This window comes from Pseudovibrio ascidiaceicola (assembly GCF_900114245.1).
Classification (GTDB): domain Bacteria; phylum Pseudomonadota; class Alphaproteobacteria; order Rhizobiales; family Stappiaceae; genus Pseudovibrio; species Pseudovibrio ascidiaceicola.
The window spans coordinates 47011-69158 of the sequence record NZ_FOSK01000010.1; the positions used below are offsets into that span (position 1 = coordinate 47011).

The window sequence follows — 22148 nt, forward strand, 5'->3', positions numbered from 1 at the left end:
GTATGCCGAGTGGAACCATTCTTGTTGCTGACGACGATTCTGCGATCCGTACCGTTCTCAATCAGGCTCTGTCCCGCGCGGGGTATACCGTTCGGTTGACGTCCAACGCGACCACGTTGTGGCGCTGGGTGAGCTCGGGCGAGGGGGATCTGGTGATCTCCGATGTGGTGATGCCGGATGAGAACGCGTTTGACGTGTTGCCGCGCATCCGCAAGCTGCGTCCGGAGCTGCCTGTGATCATCATGAGTGCGCAAAACACCTTCATGACCGCGATTAAGGCCTCTGAGCAAGGCGCCTATGAGTATCTGCCCAAGCCGTTTGATCTAAAAGAACTGACCGGCATTGTCGGACGAGCGCTTGCTGAACCTAAGGGGCGGCAGTTTGATATGAGCGGCGAGGGGAATGACAACATTCCACTTGTGGGCCGCTCTCCTGCCATGCAGGAAATCTACCGCGTGCTTGCTCGTTTGATGCAGACTGATCTGACCGTGATGATCAATGGTGAGAGCGGGACTGGTAAAGAGGTTGTTGCGCGGGCGCTGCATGATTACGGAAAGCGCCGGAATGGCCCGTTTGTTGCGGTTAACATGGCGGCGATCCCCAAAGATCTGATTGAATCTGAGCTGTTTGGCCATGAAAAAGGCTCGTTTACCGGGGCTCAAGCGCGTTCTTCTGGCCGGTTTGAGCAGGCCGATGGCGGTACGCTGTTGCTGGATGAAATCGGTGATATGCCGATGGAAGCACAAACCCGTTTGCTACGTGTTTTGCAGCAGGGTGAGTACACATCAGTGGGTGGGCGGACGCCGATCCAGACAGATGTGCGGATTATTGCGGCGACCAACAAAGATCTGCGCCAGCTGATCAATCAAGGTCTGTTCCGTGAAGATTTGTATTTCCGGTTGAATGTAGTGCCGATCCGCCTTCCGCCTTTGCGGGAGCGGACTGAGGATATTCCTGATCTTGTACGTCACTTCTTCTCCATAGCGGAGAGCGAAGGCTTGCCTGCAAAGCAGATTGAGGTTGCAGCGCTTGATAAGCTGCGCCGTTATCGCTGGCCAGGCAACGTGCGTGAGCTGGAAAACCTTGTGCGCCGTCTGGCTGCGCTTTACCCGCAGGATGACATTACGGCCAGTTTGATAGATCTGGAACTCTCGCAGCCTTCCGCTGCCGTGAACGACATGGATGCACCGTCGGTTCAGGATCTTGGTGGGTCTGTGGAGCGGTATCTGGGGGATTACTTTGGCGGGTTTGGTGAAGATTTGCCGCCTCCGGGCCTTTATCACCGCATCCTGCGTGAGGTGGAGTATCCTTTGATCAGTGCCGTGCTGGCAGCCACGCGCGGTAACCAGATCAAAGCAGCTGAACTTTTAGGTGTGAACCGCAACACGCTGCGCAAGAAAATTCGTGATCTGGACGTTCAGGTGATCCGAAGTTCCAGATAATCGATTTTTATCTAACAGAAACTTTCAAAATGGCGCGATCTCTTGCGCCATTTTGCGTTTTGGTGGGGTCTCTGGCTCGATGGATTGCACGTTGCACGCTTATTTTAACATGCGGACACTCCAGTTTTCCCCATCAAGAGTGTGACTAATAAAACCCATTGTCGCATTTTGGCAACAATTCGTGCTAATAGTCTGGTTCCAAAACTAATAAAGTTATTACAGGTGCGCAGGTTCGCGTTTCATGATTTTCAAGTCAAAAGCAGAAGAACATACCCGCAAACTTGATGCGAAAGGCCGCAAGTCTCGCATGTTTGGCCTTTCCGTGGTGTTGCTGGCGCTGTGTTCCATCGGGGTGTCCTTTCTGGTGCTGATGGGCGTGACGCCTGTCGTTCCCTCTGAAACGGTTGTTTACATTGCGCTTGGATTTAATGGCGCACTGGTGTTCCTGCTCATTGGCTTGATTATCTTTGAGCTTGTGAAGCTGTTGCAGGCGCGACGGCGCGGGCGTGCTGCGGCCCGGCTTCATGTGCGCATTGTGACTATGTTCTCGCTGGTGGCGGCTCTGCCTGCGTTTATTGTTGCTGTGGTGGCTACGATTACGCTGGATCAGGGGCTTGATCGCTGGTTTGAGACAAGAACGCGCAATATCATCACCAATGCCCAGTCGGTTGCGGCCGCTTATGTTCAGGAGCATGGAAATTCTCTGCGGTCTACGCTGATTGGTATGGCCAGTGATGTGGATCTGAACCGCAATTCTTATTTTTACGATCCCACTCGGTTTGACCGCTTTTTTGAGACCCAGACATGGGTTCGCGGATTGCTGGGGGCATATGTTTTAAAGAATGACGGCACCGTTGTGATGCGTGTGTTGCGCGATCCGAAGGTGGAGCCGTTGTTGCCGCCGCAAGTGGCTATGAACCAGGCGAAGGACGGGGCTCCTGTGTTGATTGCGCCGGGTGTTTCTAACCTTGTGGGCGGTGTGATCAAGCTTTCTGCTTTTGATGATCTTTATCTTTATGTGACCCGTGCGCTTGATCCTCGGGTGGTTGAATATCAGCGTCTGGCGGAAGCTGGCGTTAATGAATATGCGGAGCTGGAGCAGCGCCGCTTTGGTGTTCAGCTGGCCTTTGCGCTTGTTTATGTGGGCGTTGCGCTTGTGCTGTTGCTTTCCTCCATCTGGGTTGGTTTCGGGTTTGCCAATCAGCTTGTGCTGCCGATCCGTAACCTTATTGGCGCAGCAGATCAGGTTTCCAAAGGCAACTATTATGTTGAGGTTGAAGCTGCGAAGGCGAGCGGTGACCTTGAGAGCCTTGGGCGGACCTTTAACAATATGACGGGGCAGTTGCGCGGGCAGCGGGATGCGCTACTGGCTGCAAATGATCAGATTGACCGTCGTCGCCGCTTCAGTGAAGCGGTGCTGTCTGGCGTGTCTTCCGGTGTTATCGGGATTGATGATGAGGGCGATGTGACCATGGTCAACCGCTCTGCAAAACACCTGCTCAGTCAGGCTGAAGAAGAGCTTCTGGAAAAGCCGATCTGCGAGAGTATTCCAGAGGTGCAAGAGGTTGTGTCCAAAGCGCTTGAAGAAAGCTCCAGCGGCTCGCAGGTGGCGCAGGTTGCCATTATGCGCAAGGGGCGTGAGCGGACTGTGAATGTGCGTGTGACGACTGAAGAGGCGACCCGTTCTGAGCATGGTTTTGTGGTGACGCTGGACGATATCACGGACCTTGTGGCTGCCCAGCGTAACTCGGCCTGGGCGGATGTTGCTCGCCGTATTGCTCATGAGATCAAGAACCCGCTGACACCGATCCAGCTCTCTGCAGAGCGTATCCGCCGCCGCTATGGCAAGCGTATTGAGGATGATGACCGTAAGGTATTTGACCAGTGCGTAGACACGATTATCCGTCAGGTGGGGGATATTGGCCGCATGGTGGATGAGTTCTCCTCGTTTGCGCGTATGCCAAAACCAAAGATGGAAGAGGCCGATCTGCGCTCTGTGGTGCGCGAGTCTACCTTTATGGTGTCTGTTGCCAATTCTCAGGTTCATTTTGAAACCGATGTGCCGGATGAAGCTGTACGGGCAACATTTGACAGTCGTCTGGTTGGGCAGGCTGTTGGTAATGTGATCAAGAATGCGTCGGAAGCTGTTGAGGCTTATCTGACGAGCGAAGAAATCCCGGAGCAGGGCAATGTTCTGGTGAAACTTTATCGGGAAGGTCCGGTTCTCACGATTGATGTGATCGATAACGGGATTGGCCTTCCAACTGAGCACCGCACGCGGCTTTTGGAGCCGTATATGACGACCCGTGAAAAAGGTACCGGCCTTGGGCTCGCGATTGTGCGGAAAATTATGGAAGATCATGGGGGTGGAATTGAACTGCTGGATGCGCCATCTGTTGCTGAGGGTGGACATGGTGCCATGGTTCGGCTGACGCTGCGCAGTTTTGATGTTCCTTCCTTCACTGAAAATGTAACGTAAGAATGGTGGTGATAAGCCGTGGCAAGTGACATTCTGATTGTTGATGATGAAGCAGATATTCGTGAGCTGATCGCCGGAATTTTGGAGGATGACGGCTATAATACCCGCACCGCTGGTAACAGTGATGCAGCGTTGGCTGCGATTGCGGACCGTCGTCCTTCTCTGATTATTCTTGATATCTGGCTCATGGGCAGCAAGCTTGACGGGCTTGAAGTGCTTGAGGTGATCAAGAAAGAAAACCCTGATCTGCCTGTTGTGATCATTTCTGGTCACGGCAACGTGGAGACAGCGGTTTCTGCGATCAAAAAAGGCGCTTACGATTACATTGAGAAGCCGTTTAAGGCTGATAAGCTGGTTCTGATCACCGAGCGTGCGCTGGAAGCTTCTTCCATGAAGCGCGAGATCAAGGAACTGAAGCAGCGGGCTGGAGACGTTTCCAATCTGGTGGGCAGTTCATCCTCCATCAATAACCTACGCATGACGATTGAGCGTATTTGCCTGACCAACAGCCGTGTGATGATCACTGGGCCGTCTGGTTCTGGCAAGGAGACGGTGGCACGAACGATCCACGAGGCGTCTCCGCGGGCGAAGTCTCCGTTTGTGGTGCTTTCTGCGGCGAATATCACGCCGGAGCGGATGGAGGAGGAGCTTTTCGGGATTGAAGAGAGCGAGAGCGCCCCGCGTAAGGTTGGCGCTTTTGAAGAGGCACATGGCGGGACCATCTATCTGGATGAGATTGCTGATATGCCGCTGGAAACGCAGAATAAAATCCTGCGGGTGCTGGTAGATCAGACCTTTACCCGTCTGGGTGGGCACAACAAGGTGAAGGTGGATGTGCGCCTTTTGTCTTCCAGTGCCTGCAATCTGGAAAACCGGATTGCGGAAGGCTTGTTCCGCGAAGACCTTTACCACCGTCTGGCTGTTGTGCCGCTGCGGGTGCCTGCGCTTGAGGAGCGCCGTGAGGATATTCCGCAGTTGATACATTTCTTCATGAAGCAGATTTCCAACTCAACTGGTCTGCCAATGCGCCGGATTGGTGAGGATGCGATGGCTGTGCTGCAAACGCATGATTGGCCGGGTAACCTGCGCCAGCTGCGTAACAATGTTGAACGCCTGATGATCCTGACTAGAGCGGATTCAGATGCTGTGATTACTGCGGACCTTCTGCCTGCTGAGGTGGCATCTACTGTGCCGAGTATGCCGGGGTCTTCTGGTGGCGAAGAGCTGATGTCCTTGCCACTTCGTGAAGCGCGCGAACAGTTTGAACGCGAATATTTGCAAGCACAGGTTAAGCGTTTTGGCGGTAATATCTCGCGTACCTCAGAATATATTGGTATGGAACGGTCAGCATTGCACCGAAAGCTCAAGTCTCTTGGTCTCACCTGATTGGTGAGCTTTGAGGTGGAGCAAAGGACTGAATTATGAAGGTTGTAATTTGTGGCGCCGGGCAGGTTGGGTACGGCATTGCCGAAAAGCTTGCGGCGGAGCAGAACGACGTTTCTGTGATTGATACCAGCCCGCAGCTGGTTCATGCCATTCGTGATACGCTGGATGTGCGCGGCTTTATTGGCCATGGCGCGCATCCGGATGTGCTGGCGCAGGCTGGTGCTGATCAGGCTGACATGATTATTGCCGTGACCTTGTATGATGAGATCAACATGGTTGCGTGTCAGGTGGCGCACTCTTTGTTTAACGTGCCTATCAAGGTGTCGCGTGTGCGTGCGCAAAGCTATTTGCAATCTCATTATCGCAACCTGTTTTCGCGCGATAACATGCCGATTGATGTGATCATTTCTCCTGAAATCGAAGTGGGTGAAATGATCCTGCGGCGCTTGTCGTTGCCAGGTGCTATGGAAACCGTGCGGTTTGCCGACGATAACATGATCATTGTCGGGATCGACTGTGGTGGTGATTGTCCGGTGCTGGATACGCCGCTGCGCCAGTTGACGGAGTTGTTCCCGGATCTGTCTGCTGTGGTTGTTGGTATCGCGCGTGAAGGCAAGGTCTTTGTTCCGCACAGCTCTGATATGATGCGGGAAGGGGATCTCGTTTACGTTTGTTGTGAACGTGGTCAGGTGCGCCGTACATTGAGCATCTTTGGGCACGAAGAGCCTGAAGCCAAACGTGTTCTTATCGCTGGTGGCGGTAACATTGGTGCTTATGTTGCTCGCCGTCTTGAGGAAAAGCAAAGCAGAACCAAAGTAAAAATTATCGAACATTCCCGCGATCGGGCTATTCGCATTGCTGATGAACTGCGCAGAACTGTGGTGTTGCACGGTAGTGCGTTGGATCAGGTGATGCTGCAGGAAGCGGATGTTGAAGATTCCGATATGATGGTTGCGCTGACCAACGAGGATGAGGTCAATATCTTGTCTTGCGTGATGGCCAAGAAAATGGGCTGTGAGCGGAACCTCTCGCTGTTGAACAACACCAGCTATCCTGCCTTCGCGCATGCTTTGGGCATTGATGCCTTTGTGAACCCACGTCAGGTGACGATCTCCAAGATCTTGCAGCATGTACGCCGCGGTCGTATTCGGGCTGTTCATGCGCTGCAAAATGGCGCTGCAGAAGTGATTGAGGCCGAGGCGCTGGATACTTCGCCGCTTGTTGGGCGTCCGCTGCGTGAGGTCGAGCTTGCGGAAGGTATTCGTATCGGCGGCATTTTGCGTGATGGGAAAGTGGTGACACCGTGTGGTGACGAGCGCATTCAGGCGCACGACCGCGTCGTGATTTTTGCTATTGCGGACAAAGTGCGTCAGGTGGAACAGATGTTCCGCGTGTCACTTGAGTTCTTCTAGAGCTTTTTGATGTCAATTAATTCCGGCGCTTGCATATGAAAGTGCCGGAATATCAAACTGCAAAGTTTGCAGCGCACGCGTTCGTGACTGTCCAATAAAGGCTCTGCAGCCTTTGTTTTTCTCTCTCCCTTAAATCTGTGATTTTAAAGATATCTGGTCTTAAACGACCAGGTGGTGGGTTGGTTTTGTCTTCCCAAAGCGTAAACTCAGGTTTTCTCAGTGATCCCGCTTGGAAAATCTAGTTTTATCTGCTGTTAGCCACTTGATAGTATTCAGTAAATGCCCTTAGATATAACCTGTTGAATGATCCTGAACAGGAGAGGCTGATGAGCCGTGTTGCCTACGTAAATGGACAATATGTGCCACATTCTCATGCAGCCGTGCATGTGGAGGACCGGGGCTACCAGTTCTCTGATGGCGTTTATGAGGTCTGTGAGGTCTGGAGAGGCCAGATCGTTGACATGAGTGCGCATCTGGACCGGCTGGATCGGTCACTGAGTGAGTTGCAAATTTCCTCCCCCATGTCCCGAGGGGCCTTGATGCGGGTGATGAAGGAAGTGATTTCGCTCAACCGGGTGAAAAACGGTTTGATCTACATGCAGGTTACGCGCGGCGTGGCTTCACGTGATCATTATTTCCCGCCAGCTAACACGCCGCCATCTGTGGTGATGACTGCAAAATCGGTGCCGTCACACAAAATGGACCAAATTGCGGCCAAGGGTGTTGGCGTTATTACGGTGGAAGAGAATCGTTGGGATCGGGTCGATATCAAGACTGTTGGTCTTTTGCCTAATGTCCTTGCTAAACAAAAGGCTAAGGAGTCTGGTGCCCGCGAAGCATGGTTTGTGGATAAAAAAGGCCTTATAACTGAAGGCGGTTCAACCAATGCTTGGATAATTCTAAAGAACGGCACTTTGGTGACGCGACCTGCTACTCACGGAATCTTAAAAGGAATTACCAGAGCGGGCGTTCTAAAACTGGCGGAAATGAAAGGATTTTCCGTAGAAGAACGCGGTTTCTCTCTGGAAGAGGCAAAAAGTGCACAAGAGGCATTTTTAACAAGTGCATCGGGGCTTGTCATGCCAGTCGTGAAAGTAAACGAAACAATTTTAGGTGATGGCAAGCCAGGTCCAATCGTTCAAGACTTAAGAAAATCATTCCATGAAGCGTCAGAGTTGATTAAACTGACGGTTGCCGGGGGTTAAGTGCCTCCGGTGTTTGCTGAAGGGAACTTAGGAAAGACGGCGCACCTTATTAGTGTTGGGGCATCTCTCTTGTGTTTGTGAGTGTCACTTGGCCGTTTCGAGGATGGGAACAGTAAATGGTGGATGCCGCGGCCGTGTCCACTGAGAACAGGAAAAAAATAGTTATGGCTGACCGCGCTCAAAATCTTCAAGATACATTTTTAAATCATGTCAGGAAGCAGAAGACGCCACTGACAATCTTTTTGATCAATGGTGTAAAACTGCAAGGTGTAGTTACTTGGTTCGATAATTTCTGCGTATTATTGCGTCGTGACGGGCACTCCCAGCTCGTTTACAAACACGCTATTTCAACAATCATGCCAAATAGCCCTATACAGCTGTTCGAACCAGCTGAAGAAGAAGGCGAAAAAGCAGGAGGCTGATGAAGCCCCAATCTAAAAAAGAGGCCGGTCTGAACCGCAAGCAACGCGATGCGAATGTTGAGGCCGGCGAAGACGAAGTGACCCGGGGAACCCGGTCACTCGTCATCGTACCGATCATTCAAAGCAGAGCTCTGGCGAGAGGGAAAGGTGCTCCTGAGCGCCCCTTTGGTGCCGAGCGTAGCCCCCAAGCCAGACTGGAAGAAGCTGTTGGTCTAGCAGCTGCAATCGAGTTGGAGATTGTCTCCTCAAGTCTGGTGCGATTGGCAAATGTAAAACCGGGAAGTCTGTTCGGCTCAGGCAAGGTGGAAGAGATCCGCTTGCGTATTGATGTCGAAGATATTGAGCTGGTTGTTGTTGATCACCCGCTCACCCCAATCCAGCAGAGAAATCTGGAGCGAGACTGGAACGTCAAGGTCATTGACCGGACGGGTCTTATTCTGGAGATTTTTGGTGAACGTGCTCAGACCAAGGAAGGTCGCCTGCAGGTCGAGCTTGCTCACCTGAGTTGGCAGAAATCTCGTCTGGTGCGATCCTGGACCCACCTTGAGCGTCAGCGTGGCGGTCTTGGTTTTGTTGGTGGTCCGGGTGAGACCCAGATTGAGGCCGACAGGCGTATTATTCAGGATCGTATCACGCTGCTGAAAGGTCACCTGGAGCAGGTTCAACGGACCCGCAAGCTTCACCGTAAAGCACGTAAGAAAGTGCCGCATCCGGTTATTGCCTTTGTTGGCTACACCAATGCTGGCAAGTCTACGCTGTTCAACCGCATGACCAATGCGGAGGTGTTTGCCAAGGATCTGCTGTTTGCGACGCTTGATCCTACGCTTCGCCGTTTGAAGCTGCCGCATGGCCGTGAGGTCATTCTGTCTGACACGGTGGGTTTCATTTCCGAGTTGCCGCACAATCTGGTTGCTGCCTTCAGGGCGACGCTGGAAGAGGTTATTCAGGCTGATATTGTGCTTCATGTGCGTGATATTGCTCATGAAGACACCAAGGCGCAGTCTCAGGATGTGAATGAAACGCTTGAGATGCTTGGTCTTAAAGTGTCTGAGAGTGATCGTGTCATTGAGGTCTACAACAAGATCGACATGCTGGACGAGGCACATCGGGCCAAATTGCTGGAAAGTAATTCGGTTGATGAGGGGCCGGTTGCGGTTTCTGCGCTGAGTGGTGACGGGATCGACGATCTGATTGCTCGCATAGAGACGCGTCTGGCTGAGCAGCTGGATACCGTGACGATGGTTCTGCCACATAGTGACGGGCAGGGCCATGCATGGCTCTACCAGAACTGTGAGATCCTTTCGCGCGACGATACAGAGGACGGCATCCGCTTGTCTGTCCGCGTCCCAGACGCTCACCGCTCTCGCGTGCGTGAGCGTTTCGCGAAGTACTTCGTGACCGGGCTGGAGCTGGCTGAGGAGCCGACTTCAGAAGACGGTGATGAGGATGACGACGGTGGTTACTCACCGATCTGATTAGCTTCGCCGATCTGATGAATACAGGAAAGCCCCGCTTGGATGAGTGGGGCTTTTTTTGTTGGTGGGCGGACCTTTGCCGTACTCACTCGCTTTATGTGCAGTCTTCCAGCTTTCCTGTTTGGGCAAGAAATGAAGGAGTGTCGCCCGGTGCAGCGTTGCTGGTTGTTGTTTTGGCCGTTAGTCTGGTTGTGTCATGACTTGTCCAGCCAATTCGCATTTAAAGCTTACGCCTCAGTTGATCGCCGAGATCAATCGTTACCTGCTTGTCAGAACTGAAATCCGAAAGGCTGATCTGTGTTTGCTGTTTGGGTCCCACAGAAGTGCTGTGGCTCGGGTTCAGGTCACGGTGAGGCTATGGCGTGATGGGCTTGTTGGGCGTGTTTTGGTTACTGGTGGTGAGTACACAGCGTCAGGGCAGCTTGAGGCGCATGAGATGTGTGAGGCGCTTGTTGCTGGCAGTGTGCCAAGGCGCCATATAATTTTGGAGACCTGTGCGACCAACACGGGCGAAAATGTGAAGTTCTCAATTGAGCGTTTGAAGGGGCTTGGGCTTTATGATGCCATTGGTTCTGTGATTGCCGTTGGTAGCGCGAGTGCGTCGCGTCGCTATCTGATGACGTTGGAGCGGCATTGGCCAGAGGTGATCAAGATGATTGCGCCTGCAAATAAGTACCCGGTGGACGTGACAGGCTGGCCTGCTCATCCAGAGTTTGCAGCTGAGGTTTTGGAGGAGTGGGACAAGATACAGCCGTATCTTAAGGCTGGATACCTGTGCGAGCTGAACTCTGAGACATGCCCTTTGATTGAGTGAATGGACTGAGTTTCAGGCGAACATGGTGTCTGCTCGCCCGATGATATTCTTCAGCTTGCCGGATCAAACTTCTTGGCTGCTTGCCAGTGGGCTTCCATCTCGTCGAGGGAGAGGTCTTTTAGTGGGCGTTGTTCGGCTGTTGCTGCGTCTTCTATGTGGGCGAAGCGGCGGCGGAATTTGGCGTTTGTGCGTTTGAGGGCGGCTTCTGGCTGGATTTCCAGATGACGGGCGAGGTTGGCGATTGCGAACAGGACATCGCCGAGTTCATCCTCAATTTTTCTGCGGTCTGGCGTGCTTGCTGTGACTTCAACGGTGAGCTCCTCCACTTCCTCTTTGATCTTGTCGAGGACGGGCTCTGCTGCGCCCCAGTCAAATCCGACTTTTGAGGCACGGTGTTGGAGTTTTTCGGCTTCTGTCAGAGCTGGAAATGCGGATGGAACTTCATCCAGAAAGCGTGGCATCTGATCAATGAGGCCCATCTCAGCGCGTTGCTGTTTGCGCTCCTGCTTTTCTTCTTCCTTGATGCGGTCCCACGTGCCTTTTGGAAAGCCGGCAGCTTTTTGCTCATCATCTCCGAATACGTGCGGGTGACGGCGGATCATCTTCTTGGTGATGGCTTCAACCACGTCGCCAAAGGCGAAGGCGTCTTCTTCTTCGGCCATGCGGGAGTGGTAGATGACTTGAAGGAGCAGGTCTCCAAGCTCCTCTTTCAGGTCGCTCAGATCCTCGCGTTCAATTGCATCGGCAACCTCATAGGCCTCCTCAATTGTGTAGGGAGAGATAGTCTTGAAGTTCTGCTCCAGATCCCACGGGCAGCCGGTCTCAGGAGTTCTGAGGGCTTTCATGATTTCGATGAGGCGGGAAATGTCGCGGGAAGGTAGCATGGGAGTCCTGATGAGTAATGCCTGAAATTGGCGGCACATTATCAGGGTGGCGAGAGGATGGCGAGGGGTTTTGCGTGACTGTTCTCACTTGTATTTTTCTGGGTTGAGGTGCTGGTTAAGGTTAATGATTATTAACTTCAATAAGTGTATGTAACATATTGATAATTATGATTTTAGTGTTGAGTGGTTACGTTGCCTTTTGGGGGCTTTTTGCTTTACTATGCTTCAGGGATCTACGAAGGATGGCGGATTTTTTCTATATTTGGATGGGTGATCTGAGATGATTGCGAAGGTTTCAGCCGTGTTGTTTTCCTGCATCGCGGTCTATTTGGTGCTCTTTCATATGGCTCTGGTTTTGGGGATGCCTTGGGGGGCTTTGACGATGGGAGGTTTCGTTGAAGGTAGTCTTCCGTTGCCTATGAGGGCATTCTCTCTGCTTCAGGCCTTTATTGCTGTCTTCATGGCTTGTTCTGTCTTGAAGCGCGGTGAAGTGGTTGCATTCAGATGGCCGACGTGGAGCTATTGGCTTGTGATTGTTATTTGCACGCTCAGCGTGGTTGGGAATGCTGCCACATCTTCAGACGTGGAGCGTCAACTCGGGTTGCCGGTGACGATTGCGCTTCTGGTGACGGCTTTGTTGGCGGGGAGCTCTAAGCTGCTTCGCAGATCTGCTTAAGGCTGACGCTCACTCTGCGTGCAGTTATGAGTGAAGTGCATCATGCAATGATTCATGTTTCTTTTTTAATGGTTTGTTTTTGCAATAAAAAAGGGCGCTGATGGCGCCCTTTCTGATTTGTGTTTTGAACTGTTAGTCCAGACTTTTGAGCACATCGCGCAGCGTGCCAACCAATACATCGATCTCACTTTCAGAGATAACGAGTGGTGGGGACATTGCGATTGTATCGCCTGTGGTGCGGATGAGAATGTTCTTCTCATAAGCTTTCAGGAAGGCTGTGAAGGCGCGCTTGGTCGGCTCACCTGCAATCGGCTCCAGCTCGATCGCGCCAATCAGGCCGATGTTACGGATGTCGATCACATTCGGACAATCACGCAGGGAGTGAAGTGCGTCCTGCCAGTACTGTGCCATCTTGGCGCCGCGTGTAAGCAGCTCCTCTTCAGCGTAGACATCCAGCGTTGCCAGAGCAGCTGCACAGGCGAGTGGATGAGCTGAGTAGGTGTATCCGTGGAACAGTTCGATCAGATGCTCTGGGCCCGTCATGAATGCATCATAGACCTTGGAGCTAGCAAACACTGCCCCCATTGGCACAACGCCGCTGGTGAGGCCTTTAGCCGTGGTGACGAGGTCTGGGATGACATCGAAGTAATCGACACCGAACGGAGTGCCCAGACGACCAAAGCCAGTGATGACTTCGTCGAAGATCAACAGGATGCCATGTTCGTCACAGATGTCGCGCAGACGCTTCAGATAGCCTTCTGGTGGAAGGATCACGCCAGCAGAGCCAGCGACTGGTTCCACAATCACAGCTGCGATGGTGGATGGGTCGTGGAGCTGGATGAGACGCATGAGATCTTCAGCGTACTCAATGCCGTTTTTCGGCACACCTTTACTGAACTCATTGCCCGCGATGCCGTGGGTGTGACGCATATGGTCTACACCAGCGAGCATCGCGCCAAACTGCTTGCGGTTGGCCACCATGCCACCGACGGAGATGCCGCCAAAGTTGACGCCGTGATAGCCGCGCTCGCGCCCGATCAGGCGGGTTCGTGAGCCTTCTCCCTTGGCCTTGTGGTAGGCCAGTGCCATCTTGAGGGCAGTTTCAACACTCTCGGAGCCGGAGTTGGTGTAGAACACGTGGTTCAACGGGTCCGGCATGAGCGCTGCAAGACGGGCAGCGAGCTCGAAGGACTTGGGGTGTGCCATCTGGAAGGCTGGTGCATAATCCAGCTCGGCGACCTGCTTCTGCACAGCTTCGACGATCTTTTGGCGTCCATGGCCAGCATTACAACACCACAAGCCCGCTGTGCCGTCGAGAATCTGGCGGCCATCGGCGGCGGTGTAATGCATGTCCTTGGCCTTCACGAGAAGGCGTGGATCTTTCTTGAACTGCCGGTTTGCCGTAAATGGCATCCAGTAGGCATCAAGGTTGTTTGTGGTCAGGCCGGTGATCTCTTGGATCTCGTCCCGCGCCAATATATTAGCCTCTGTCATTTCCCCTCCAGTAACGCTTGAGACGAATATTGTTTGTTCGGCTGAGCGCCGTAATTATTTAACCCTCTGGTAGGATATGGATTTGAGACTAGGTAGAAGACCTGACTAAATCAAGCGATATCAAACATATACGTGCATTATACGTTCGCCTATACCTGCGGTGGAGCGCGGTTTTGTTGCGTAAAACTTTGCAAATATGAAGGGCTGGTATTATAGCGTGCAGTGTTGCTTTAAGGGTTGTTTTTTGACCAAAGAGTAAAATTTCCTATTTCAATCAATGCTATGCATGCGTGGTGTTACGGGCGGGTCAGATGAGTGAGCGTAAAAAAATAAAGGTGAACGAGCGCTACTCAATTGAGGAACGCGACATCAAAGAAGACTTCATTAGAGCGTCCGGGCCGGGCGGTCAAAACGTGAATAAAGTGTCTTCTGCCGTGCAATTGCGATTCAATCTGGATGGAAATGCGACTCTCCCTGACGACTTAAAGAGTCGTTTGCGCAAGATTGCAGGCTCACGTTTGACACTGAAGGGAGAGGTCGTCTTGACGGCTGATCGCTTCCGGACGCAAGAGCGCAACAGGGAAGATGCGTTGGAGCGATTGCTGGAACTTATTCGCAAGGCGGCTTATGTGCCCAAGACGCGCAAGGCAACGCGGCCAACACTCGCTTCTAAGCGCCGGCGGATGGAAGGTAAGAAACAGCGCGGCAACATCAAGAAGCTGCGAAGCTCCAAGAACTATGACTGATTTGGAGAGTTTGCTCTTTCAATAAGGCCAAACATTCAAGGGCCTAGGAGCGCGAAGCTGTACCTGTCATTTCTTATAGGATTCAATCAAGATAACTGCGCCTCCAAACTGCCTGACAAAAATACAAAGCGATATTTATCAAGCACTGTAAGTCTTCATCATGCTTTTTGATTTAGAACTTTTAAGCAAAACAACTTGTTTGCTTTAGGTGGAGGCATGTCACGATGATGAATATTAACTTCAATTCAGACGATGAAGACAATCCAATACATGCTGCGCTCAAAAAGTTCTTGATCGACTGCCAAGTGCAGGATCTTAAAGAGGCAGGCAAGACCGAAGAAGCCGAGCAGCTTGCTTTAAAAAATGTAGAGCAGGATTTAAGTGCTATCGAGCAAGAGCAGTTGGCATCTGGATCAAATGATGAGAATTACACACCCGAAACAGTGCCTGAGCAGTGCGTGAGTAAGACTTTTGACAATTATGCAGACAACTTTGATCAGCACCTGACTAAACAGCTCAACTATGCGGTTCCTCAGATTATTCAGGAAATGGTTAGCAAGTTCACAGAGGGCAGATTTAAGCGCCTTTTGGATTTGGGTTGCGGTACTGGATTATGTGCTGAGGCAATCGGCGATCTTGCGCTGCATAAGACTGGAGTGGACCTCTCTGAAGGTATGCTTGATAAGGCTGATCAGAAAGAGCTTTATGATGATCTTTACCTGAATGACTTAACTGAGTTCCTGCAGAACGACTGGGAAGACCACTGGGACTTAATCATCTCAGGCGATACGTTTATTTATCTTGGGGCACTGGAGGAAGCTGTTGCTGGCCTTGCGAAGAATTTAGAGCTTAATGGCAAGGTAATCTTCACAACAGAAACAGCCACAGATGAGGTTTTTTCAGAAAAACCATATGTGATGAGCAATCGCGGAAGGTTTGCCCATTCAGCTGAGTATCTACGCAAAGTGCTGGCGGACAATGGGTTTACGCTGATTGAACTTGATGAAATCACGCCGCGCTATGAGGATGGAAACCCCGTTCTGGGGCTTGTTGTTGTTGCGCAGTATAACGGCAAGTGAACTCAGCGAGCGCTTGAGATTTCTGAGTTTGCCCGATAAAGCCGCTCAGCTACGCTGGTCTGCTGCAGGCGTTTGATAAGCTCATACGCCAACTTTCTACATTGCCTAGTCTTCCTCTTCCAGAACGCGTAGGGCGGCGTCTATGGCCAATGTGTAGCCGTGAGCGCCCAGGCCACAGATCATGCCTTTTGCGACCTTGGAGATGTAGGAGGTGTGGCGGAACTCTTCTCGCTGATGGATGTTTGAGAGATGGAGTTCGATCACAGGACGTTCCACGCTGGCTATTGCATCCATGATAGCAATTGACGTGTGGGTGTAAGCGCCGGCATTGAGCACGATTGCGGTCCGTGTCTGACGGGTCTGGTGGATCCAGTCGATCAGCTCGCCTTCGTGGTTGGACTGCTTGCATTCCAGGTCTACACCCAGCTGTTTTGCGTGGGCGCGGCACTGATCTTCAATCTCTGCAAGCGTGGTGGAGCCATAAACTTCTGGCTGGCGCATTCCAAGCAGGTTCAGGTTCGGTCCGTTGAGGATGAGGATCTTCTTCATGAAAGCTCTCTGAAGTTGTGCGGTGATCAAGTCTCACCTTAATGGCTCGAAAGCAGCTGAGACGCAAGGTCTTTGCTGTCGAGGCCGAGTGTTGACTTCAGTTCGTCCTTAAGGATCTGGACGGCCATGTCTGGTGTCAGATCTGTGTCGGGCAGATTGGACACGTCATAAAGATTGAAAGCCAATGACATGAGTTTCCATGCAACAAGTTCAGCGGGCAGGGTGAGGGTATACTCGCCAGACCGGACACCTTCCTTGAGGTTGTTGCAGATCCATTCATGGCTTTTGTTGGTTTCTTCAGCGTAGACACGCGCAAACTCCGGATCTCTGTTGGCTTCATCTGCCGCGCTGATCCATATGCTGGTCTCCGCTTTTTCCTGAGGAGTTGCATTGAAGCTGATGAGACGGAGCAGGGCTTGTGTTGGAGGAAGATCTTTGGAGACCGAGATGCAGTTGTCGCCGTTTTTTTGAGACAGGTAGCGCAGGGCTTCGCACTTTAAATCTGTGAGTGATTTAAAGTGGTGGTGAAGAATGCCGGTTGCGGCTCCAAGTTGCTTGGCAACTGCACGGGTGGTGATGCCAGCAAATCCATTTTCCTTCACAACATCCAGTGTTGCCAGAATGATTGCTTTGCGGCGTTCTTCCTTCGCCAGATAGGCCATATAGCGTTCCAGATTATCTCTTTAAATTGGTCAATCTTGACATAGCATGAAATTGAGCGTATGTCCAAGTTGATCAATCGTTCAAGTTCAAATTCTTCTCAATTTTGATCGGAAATGCGGGAGGGCGCTCTCGAAGGCAAAGGGGAAAGCATGTCAGTGACAATGGCAAACGAGCAGATGACCAGGGGACATCCGGCGAAAGAGTTTTTCCGGTTTGCGGTTCCTGCTGTGCTTGGCATGATTTCCATTGCGTCTGCCAGTATTGTTGATGGCATCTTTGTCGGAAACTTTGTTGGCGCGACGGCTTTGGCTGCGATTAGCCTGATCACGCCTATGTTTGCACTCTACTTTGGCGTAGTGGTGATGCTGACCGTTGGTGCTGCCGTGATGGCTGGCAAGTTCATCGGTGAGAAACGGGAAAGAGATGCCTCCAACATCTTTATGAAGGCGCTGATCAGCGTCTTGGCCTTTTCCGTGGTGTTTGCGGCATTGCTGCTTATCTTTACGCCAACAGCTGCACGGATGCTTGGTGCAAACACGGAGACTGCTGAGATGGTGGAGACGTATATCTTTACCGTTGCCTGGTTCTTTCCCGGTTTGAGCCTTGCGGTCGCACTGTCTCACTTTGTCCGCGTTGACGGACGTCCCAACTTTTCCCTTGCAGGGATGGTGATGATCACCGTGGTCAACATTGTGCTGGATGCCTGGATGATCGGGTATCTGGGGTGGGGCGTTTGGGGTGCTGCGTTGGCAACGGGGCTGGCCAGTCAGGCTGGCATGTTGTTTCTGCTTTTGCATTTTGCCAATAAAAGCGCAAAGTTGCGGTTTTTGCGGCCTTTTGGGTCTTGGCGGGTGATGTACACGGCTGCCTATAATGGTCTGTCTGAGTTCATCAACGAAAGCTCTGGCGGTATCGTTGTGTTCCTGTTTAACTGGATCCTGATTACCGAAATCGGTGCCCAAGGTGTGGCTGCGTTCACTATCGTGAACTACTTGTTTTTCAGCGGCATCATGGTGTTTTATGGCGTGGGTGAGGGGCTCGGGCCTCTGGTGAGTGTCAATTTTGGGGCTCGGAAACCGCGCCGAATTTATCAGTTTTTGTCACTTGGTGTTGGGACCAACTTCGTTGTTGGCTTGCTGCTGGCCTGTCTATTGATTTTTCAGCCCATGTTGCTGGCAAGCGCCTTTGTTGGAGATGCAGATCAGGCGACGGTGAAGCTGACGATCGAGATCATTGGTGTGATCTGGCCTGTTTTCCTGTTCAACGGGGTCAACATCGCGTTCTCCGGCTATTTTACAGGTATGCATTGCGCGACCCAGTCGGCACTGATTGCGGTGTCCCGGTCTCTGGTTATGCCGCTTTTGCTGATTGTCGTCCTGTGGTTTGTGATTGGGCCGATGAGCGTGTTTTACGCCCTGCCTGTGGCTGAGGCGCTGACGTTGGTCATGACGCTTTTGATGTTCTCGCAGAAAAAGCCACACTGGATACTTCGTCAGACGCGGCGCACCGCCTCTGGCGTGCTCTAGGCCATTCAAATTTTACTGAGTGAGTCTTTCGGTGACTAAGTAACTTACACGTTAGGTGCACGGGGTTTTGCTTACTCAAGCAAGACCCCGTTTAATTTTGTTGCCGGAATTTGTAGTAAAATATCTCGAGTGTCTTTTGCGCGCGTGCCTACGATCACAATCTGGAGATATTTCATAGTTTTTTATGGACAAGTACTTTGACGTAGGCAATGTGGTGCCTGTGCAAAATGTCACGCGTAGTTTTGCGTGTCTATTGACGGTCAATCGAACAACAGAGCTACAGCCCGGAGGCTGTAAAATGAGCCACATCTTTCCTAGAAATACCCGTGTAACACTACCAACAGCTGCTAAAGGCGACGGGTGCTACCTCATTGATTCCACTGGTAAGAGATACCTTGACGCCTGTGGGGGCGCCGCGGTTTCCTGTCTTGGTCACTCTAATGAACAAGTGATCGACGCGATTAAGGACCAGCTGGATAAGTTTTCGTTCGCTCACACTGGCTTTTTTGGCAGTGAGCCGGCGGAAGAGCTTGCTGATAAATTGGTGGCCCAAGCTCCTGAAGGCATTGACCGTGTCTATCTGGTTTCAGGTGGATCGGAGGCAATGGAGTCTGCTGTTAAATTGGTACGGCAGTACTTTGTTGAAAAGGGAGAAAACCAACGCTCGCATATGATTGCGCGTTGGCAGAGCTATCACGGAAATACGCTGGGAGCGCTTTCTGCTGGTGGCAACAAGTGGCGCCGTGAAATGTTCGGTCCATTGCTGATCGAAATGTCTCATATCGATCCTTGTTACGCCTATCGCTACAAAGAAGAGAGTGAAACGCTCGAAGAATACGGCCAGCGTTCTGCTAATCTTCTTGAAGAAGAGATTTTGCGTGTTGGATCGGAAAAGGTCGCTGCGTTCTTTGCTGAGCCGGTTGTTGGTGCAACCATGGGCGCGGTTCCGGCTGTTAAAGGCTATCTGAAACGTATCCGCGAGATCTGTGACAAGTACGGCATCCTGCTTGTGTTGGATGAAGTGATGTGTGGCATGGGTCGCACCGGTCATATCTTCGCGTGTAACGAAGATGAGGTTCGTCCGGACATCGTCGCCGTTGCGAAGGGGATTGGTGCTGGTTATCAGCCACTTGGTGCAATGCTCTGTTCTAAAGAGATCTATGACACCATCGCGACGGGTTCTGGCTTCTTCCAGCATGGTCATACCTACATGGGGCATTCGCTGGCTGCTGCCGCTGGTGCTGCTGTTATGGACCAGTTGACTGCCCCGGGCCGTATGGAGCATGTGCGGGCCATGGGTGAGAAGCTTTCCGCTGCGCTGCATGACGAGTTTGGTCAGCATCCGCATGTTGGCGATATTCGCGGGCGTGGTCTGTTCCGTGCGCTGGAGCTGGTTAAGGATCGCGACACGAAAGAGCCTTTGGATCCGTCCTTCAAGCTTCATGCAAAAGTGAAGCAGAATGCCATGAAGGCTGGACTGATGTGTTATCCGATGGGCGGTACGGTTGACGGAAAAATCGGCGACCACATTCTGCTCGCGCCTCCGTTCATCATTGATGACAGTCATATCGGCGAGATCGTTGAGAAGCTAAGCCTTGCAATGAAAGAGAGTTTCACGCAGGTCGGAGTTTCTGTCTAATGACAAAACGGCTCATCATGAGCGCGCCGAATGGTGCGCGTCGTGGCAAAGCGGATCATCCGCAGCTGCCGGTGACGATTGAAGATGTCGTTGCTTGCGCAGTGAACGTGGAAGCGGAGGGCGCGGATGCCCTCCATGCCCATGTGCGCGGTGCGGAAGGGCAGCATGTTCTGGATGCTGGTCTTTACAAGGAGCTGATCCTTGAAGTGACGGCCAAGTGCCCTGAACTTGCTGTTCAGATCACCACCGAAGCTGTTGGTCGGTACAGCGCGCAGGAACAGTATGATGTTGTTGCTGCTGTGGAGCCTGAGGCTGTTTCTGTTGCCATGCGTGAAATGGCGCCAGAGGGCGGTGATATGGATCTGGCGCGCCGGTTCTATCATGAAGCGAAGGAGGTGGGCCGTGCGGTTCAGCATATCCTGTATGCTCCGGAAGATGTGGCTCGTCTCGATCTGTTGATGGGTGAGGGCGTTGTTCCGGCCGGGTATGGCAGCCAGCTTTATGTGCTGGGGCGTTATGCTAAGGATCAGGAGAGCGATCCACGTGACTTGCTTGGTTTCCTTAGCGCTCGCGATGCGGCAGCTCATATCGCTCAGAATAACCCGTTCATGCTTTGCGCCTTTGGGCGGGCTGAAACGGCATGTGGTGCGCTGGCCTTTGGTCATGGTGGACATGCGCGGATCGGCTTTGAGAACAGCTTGTGGCATGGCACTGGCAAGCTTGCCAAGGACAACGCAGAGCGTATTCAGGTGGTCTCTCATATCCGCAGTGAAATGGGTTATGAAGGCGCCGTTTCCAAGGATGATGTGCTGAAGGTGCTTGGAAAACCACAGTAAAGTGGGATTTCGAGACTGAGAATTCAAAAGGCTGCTATCTATGCGATAGCAGCCTTTTTTCTATTTGCAGTCTTTGCTGTATTCTTTGATCAGATCTTCGCGGTGGTCTGGGTCGGCTTCCAGAATGGCGGAGATCTTGCCGGAGCCGTAGCCAAGTGCGTAGATGGCTTCCTGTTTTTTCATGCCTTTGGCATAGGCCATGGCTGTGATGACGCCTCTGGCGATGTCCTGCTTGTTGCTCTGGTTACTCACGCCGTAGAGGTAGTAGCAGATGATGTGCTCTTCGTTTTTCTTAGCGAATTTTTCTGCTCTGCTTTGATTAAAGCCTGCATCTGCAACTGATGCGCTTGCGGTGAGCATAGCCAGCCCACCGAGGATAACTCGTTTACTCATGAAAAAGCCCCCATGTTTTCGAGGGCAAGTCTGGGAAGGTATTGTGGCGACTTTTTCCTGAAATTCAGGAGAACCCATGTAATCGACAGGTATCTTTGGGGCGCCTGTGGCCTAAGCGTGGCAGTTACTCAGTGCACGTCCAATCCGTACTTGCGGAAGGTTTCTTTGGCAGCTTCAGTTTCTTCGGCTGATGGCTCGCGGGTGTCTTTGAGCTGATAGGCTTTGCCCATGGATTGCCACTTGTGTTCGCCCATTTTGTGGAAGGGCAGCACATCAACGCGCTTTACATTGCCAAGCTCGGAGACGAACTTCGCGACACCTTCAACGTTCTCGAGTGCATCGGTGAGACCCGGTACGAGTACGAAGCGGATCCAGACGTCTTTTTCCATCTTTTCCAGACGCTTTGCGAACTCAAGAGTTGGACCAACTTCAACGCCGGTGACCTTCTTGTAGGTTTCTGGTACCCAGGATTTGATGTCGAGCAGGTAGAGGTCTGCCATGTCGATGGTTTCGTCATCGAGGTTGGCGTGCAGATAGCCGGAGGTGTCCACGGTGGTGTGAACGCCCATCTGGTTGCAGCCCCAAAGGAGTGTTTTCAGGAACTCTTTTTGCGCCATAGGTTCACCGCCACTCACGGTCAGGCCGCCGCCACCAGTTTCAAAATAGGTGCGGTAGGTGGAGATGTCCTTCAAAAGCTCATAGGCGGAGGATTGTTTCCCGGCTTTCAGCTTTAGAGTGTCCGGGTTGTGGCAATAAAGGCAGCGCAGCGGACAGCCAGAGGTGAACACAATGTAGCGCAGGCCCGGACCGTCTACCGTTCCGCCTGTTTCTACTGAGTGAACATAGCCCATGGTGTCTTGCATGGCTGGCGTCCTTTATCATTGTTTGCGAGCGGCCTGTTTTGGATAGGGAGTGAGGATTTTTCCTCGGGCCGCTTCTGCTTTTTATAATGCTTTAAAAGTAAGGCCTTTGACCTTGTTTTTAAAGATGAAATTGTGCAACTCAGCCATTCATTTTCGGTGCATGTG

The 22148-nt window shown here is 52.1% G+C and carries 20 protein-coding genes; 14 read left to right on the top strand and 6 right to left on the bottom strand.

The genetic code is table 11. From position 1 onward, the window contains the following. Nucleotides 1-2: 2 nt before the first annotated feature. From ntrC to BM231_RS18390, 8 genes are all read left to right on the top strand, one after another. On the top strand, nt 3-1442 hold the full coding sequence (gene ntrC / locus BM231_RS18355) for a nitrogen regulation protein NR(I) (RefSeq protein ID WP_093521627.1): 1440 nt from the start codon (nt 3-5) through the stop codon (nt 1440-1442). A 241-nt stretch (nt 1443-1683) separates the two neighbouring features. Next, nucleotides 1684-3921, top strand: coding sequence for a sensor histidine kinase NtrY-like (locus BM231_RS18360; protein WP_093521629.1), 2238 nt, complete (start codon nt 1684-1686; stop codon nt 3919-3921). A gap of 18 nt (nt 3922-3939) precedes the next feature. Continuing rightward, complete coding sequence (ntrX, locus tag BM231_RS18365) at nt 3940-5307, top strand: nitrogen assimilation response regulator NtrX (protein ID WP_093521631.1); 1368 nt, start codon at nt 3940-3942, stop codon at nt 5305-5307. 35 nt (nt 5308-5342) lie between these two features. After that, nucleotides 5343-6719, top strand: a complete 1377-nt coding sequence (gene trkA / locus BM231_RS18370) for a Trk system potassium transporter TrkA (RefSeq protein WP_057466224.1) — start codon at nt 5343-5345, stop codon at nt 6717-6719. Between the two features lie 326 nt (nt 6720-7045). Next, complete coding sequence (locus BM231_RS18375) at nt 7046-7924, top strand: D-amino-acid transaminase (protein WP_093521633.1); 879 nt, start codon at nt 7046-7048, stop codon at nt 7922-7924. Nucleotides 7925-8088: 164 nt separating this feature from the next. After that, nucleotides 8089-8346, top strand: coding sequence for an RNA chaperone Hfq (gene hfq, locus BM231_RS18380; protein ID WP_008546823.1), 258 nt, complete (start codon nt 8089-8091; stop codon nt 8344-8346). Continuing rightward, entirely contained in the window at nt 8346-9821 is a 1476-nt protein-coding gene (gene hflX / locus BM231_RS18385) for a GTPase HflX (protein ID WP_093521635.1), read from the top strand. Before hfq ends, hflX begins: the two co-directional genes overlap by 1 nt. A gap of 196 nt (nt 9822-10017) precedes the next feature. Continuing rightward, nucleotides 10018-10635, top strand: coding sequence for a YdcF family protein (locus BM231_RS18390; protein ID WP_093521637.1), 618 nt, complete (start codon nt 10018-10020; stop codon nt 10633-10635). 50 nt (nt 10636-10685) lie between these two features. Here BM231_RS18390 and mazG read toward each other — a convergent pair whose 3' ends face one another. Beyond that, the gene (gene mazG / locus BM231_RS18395) at nt 10686-11519 is read right to left on the bottom strand and encodes a nucleoside triphosphate pyrophosphohydrolase (protein WP_093521639.1); all 834 of its coding nucleotides are present in this window, start codon (nt 11517-11519) and stop codon (nt 10686-10688) included. A gap of 280 nt (nt 11520-11799) precedes the next feature. Between mazG and BM231_RS18400 the strand changes: the two genes are divergently transcribed. Next, nucleotides 11800-12195, top strand: a complete 396-nt coding sequence (locus BM231_RS18400) for a hypothetical protein (protein ID WP_093521641.1) — start codon at nt 11800-11802, stop codon at nt 12193-12195. Nucleotides 12196-12327: 132 nt separating this feature from the next. On the opposite strand, the gene aptA is transcribed toward BM231_RS18400, so the two are convergent. Continuing rightward, complete coding sequence (aptA, locus tag BM231_RS18405; protein WP_093521643.1) at nt 12328-13689, bottom strand: omega-aminotransferase AptA; 1362 nt, start codon at nt 13687-13689, stop codon at nt 12328-12330. Nucleotides 13690-14000: 311 nt separating this feature from the next. Between aptA and arfB the strand changes: the two genes are divergently transcribed. Both arfB and BM231_RS18415 read left to right on the top strand, forming a co-directional pair. Then, complete coding sequence (gene arfB, locus BM231_RS18410) at nt 14001-14435, top strand: alternative ribosome rescue aminoacyl-tRNA hydrolase ArfB (RefSeq protein ID WP_063296973.1); 435 nt, start codon at nt 14001-14003, stop codon at nt 14433-14435. A 224-nt stretch (nt 14436-14659) separates the two neighbouring features. Continuing rightward, nucleotides 14660-15514 (top strand): class I SAM-dependent DNA methyltransferase, encoded by an 855-nt coding sequence (locus BM231_RS18415; RefSeq protein WP_093521645.1) that lies wholly within the window; start codon nt 14660-14662, stop codon nt 15512-15514. Between the two features lie 105 nt (nt 15515-15619). Here BM231_RS18415 and aroQ read toward each other — a convergent pair whose 3' ends face one another. Next, the gene (gene aroQ / locus BM231_RS18420) at nt 15620-16063 is read right to left on the bottom strand and encodes a type II 3-dehydroquinate dehydratase (protein ID WP_093521647.1); all 444 of its coding nucleotides are present in this window, start codon (nt 16061-16063) and stop codon (nt 15620-15622) included. A gap of 38 nt (nt 16064-16101) precedes the next feature. Continuing rightward, entirely contained in the window at nt 16102-16725 is a 624-nt protein-coding gene (locus tag BM231_RS18425; RefSeq protein ID WP_063301800.1) for a TetR family transcriptional regulator C-terminal domain-containing protein, read from the bottom strand. 150 nt (nt 16726-16875) lie between these two features. Here BM231_RS18425 and BM231_RS18430 point away from each other — a divergent pair, with 150 nt between their 5' ends. From BM231_RS18430 to BM231_RS18440, 3 genes are all read left to right on the top strand, one after another. Further along, the gene (locus BM231_RS18430) at nt 16876-18252 is read left to right on the top strand and encodes an MATE family efflux transporter (RefSeq protein ID WP_093521866.1); all 1377 of its coding nucleotides are present in this window, start codon (nt 16876-16878) and stop codon (nt 18250-18252) included. 298 nt (nt 18253-18550) lie between these two features. Further along, nucleotides 18551-19891: an aspartate aminotransferase family protein gene (locus tag BM231_RS18435; protein ID WP_093521649.1), complete on the top strand. Its 1341-nt coding sequence runs from the start codon at nt 18551-18553 to the stop codon at nt 19889-19891. Beyond that, nucleotides 19891-20727 carry a beta-keto acid cleavage family enzyme gene (locus BM231_RS18440; RefSeq protein ID WP_093521651.1) on the top strand — a complete coding sequence of 279 codons (837 nt, stop codon included), beginning with the start codon at nt 19891-19893 and terminating at the stop codon, nt 20725-20727. Before BM231_RS18435 ends, BM231_RS18440 begins: the two co-directional genes overlap by 1 nt. Nucleotides 20728-20787: 60 nt before the next feature. Here the strand turns inward: BM231_RS18440 and BM231_RS18445 are convergent, their stop codons facing one another. Together BM231_RS18445 and pflA are read right to left on the bottom strand one after the other, a co-directional pair. Further along, nucleotides 20788-21120 (bottom strand): hypothetical protein, encoded by a 333-nt coding sequence (locus tag BM231_RS18445; RefSeq protein ID WP_063296967.1) that lies wholly within the window; start codon nt 21118-21120, stop codon nt 20788-20790. Between the two features lie 128 nt (nt 21121-21248). After that, the gene (pflA, locus tag BM231_RS18450; RefSeq protein WP_093521653.1) at nt 21249-21983 is read right to left on the bottom strand and encodes a pyruvate formate-lyase-activating protein; all 735 of its coding nucleotides are present in this window, start codon (nt 21981-21983) and stop codon (nt 21249-21251) included. Nucleotides 21984-22148: the final 165 nt, after the last annotated feature.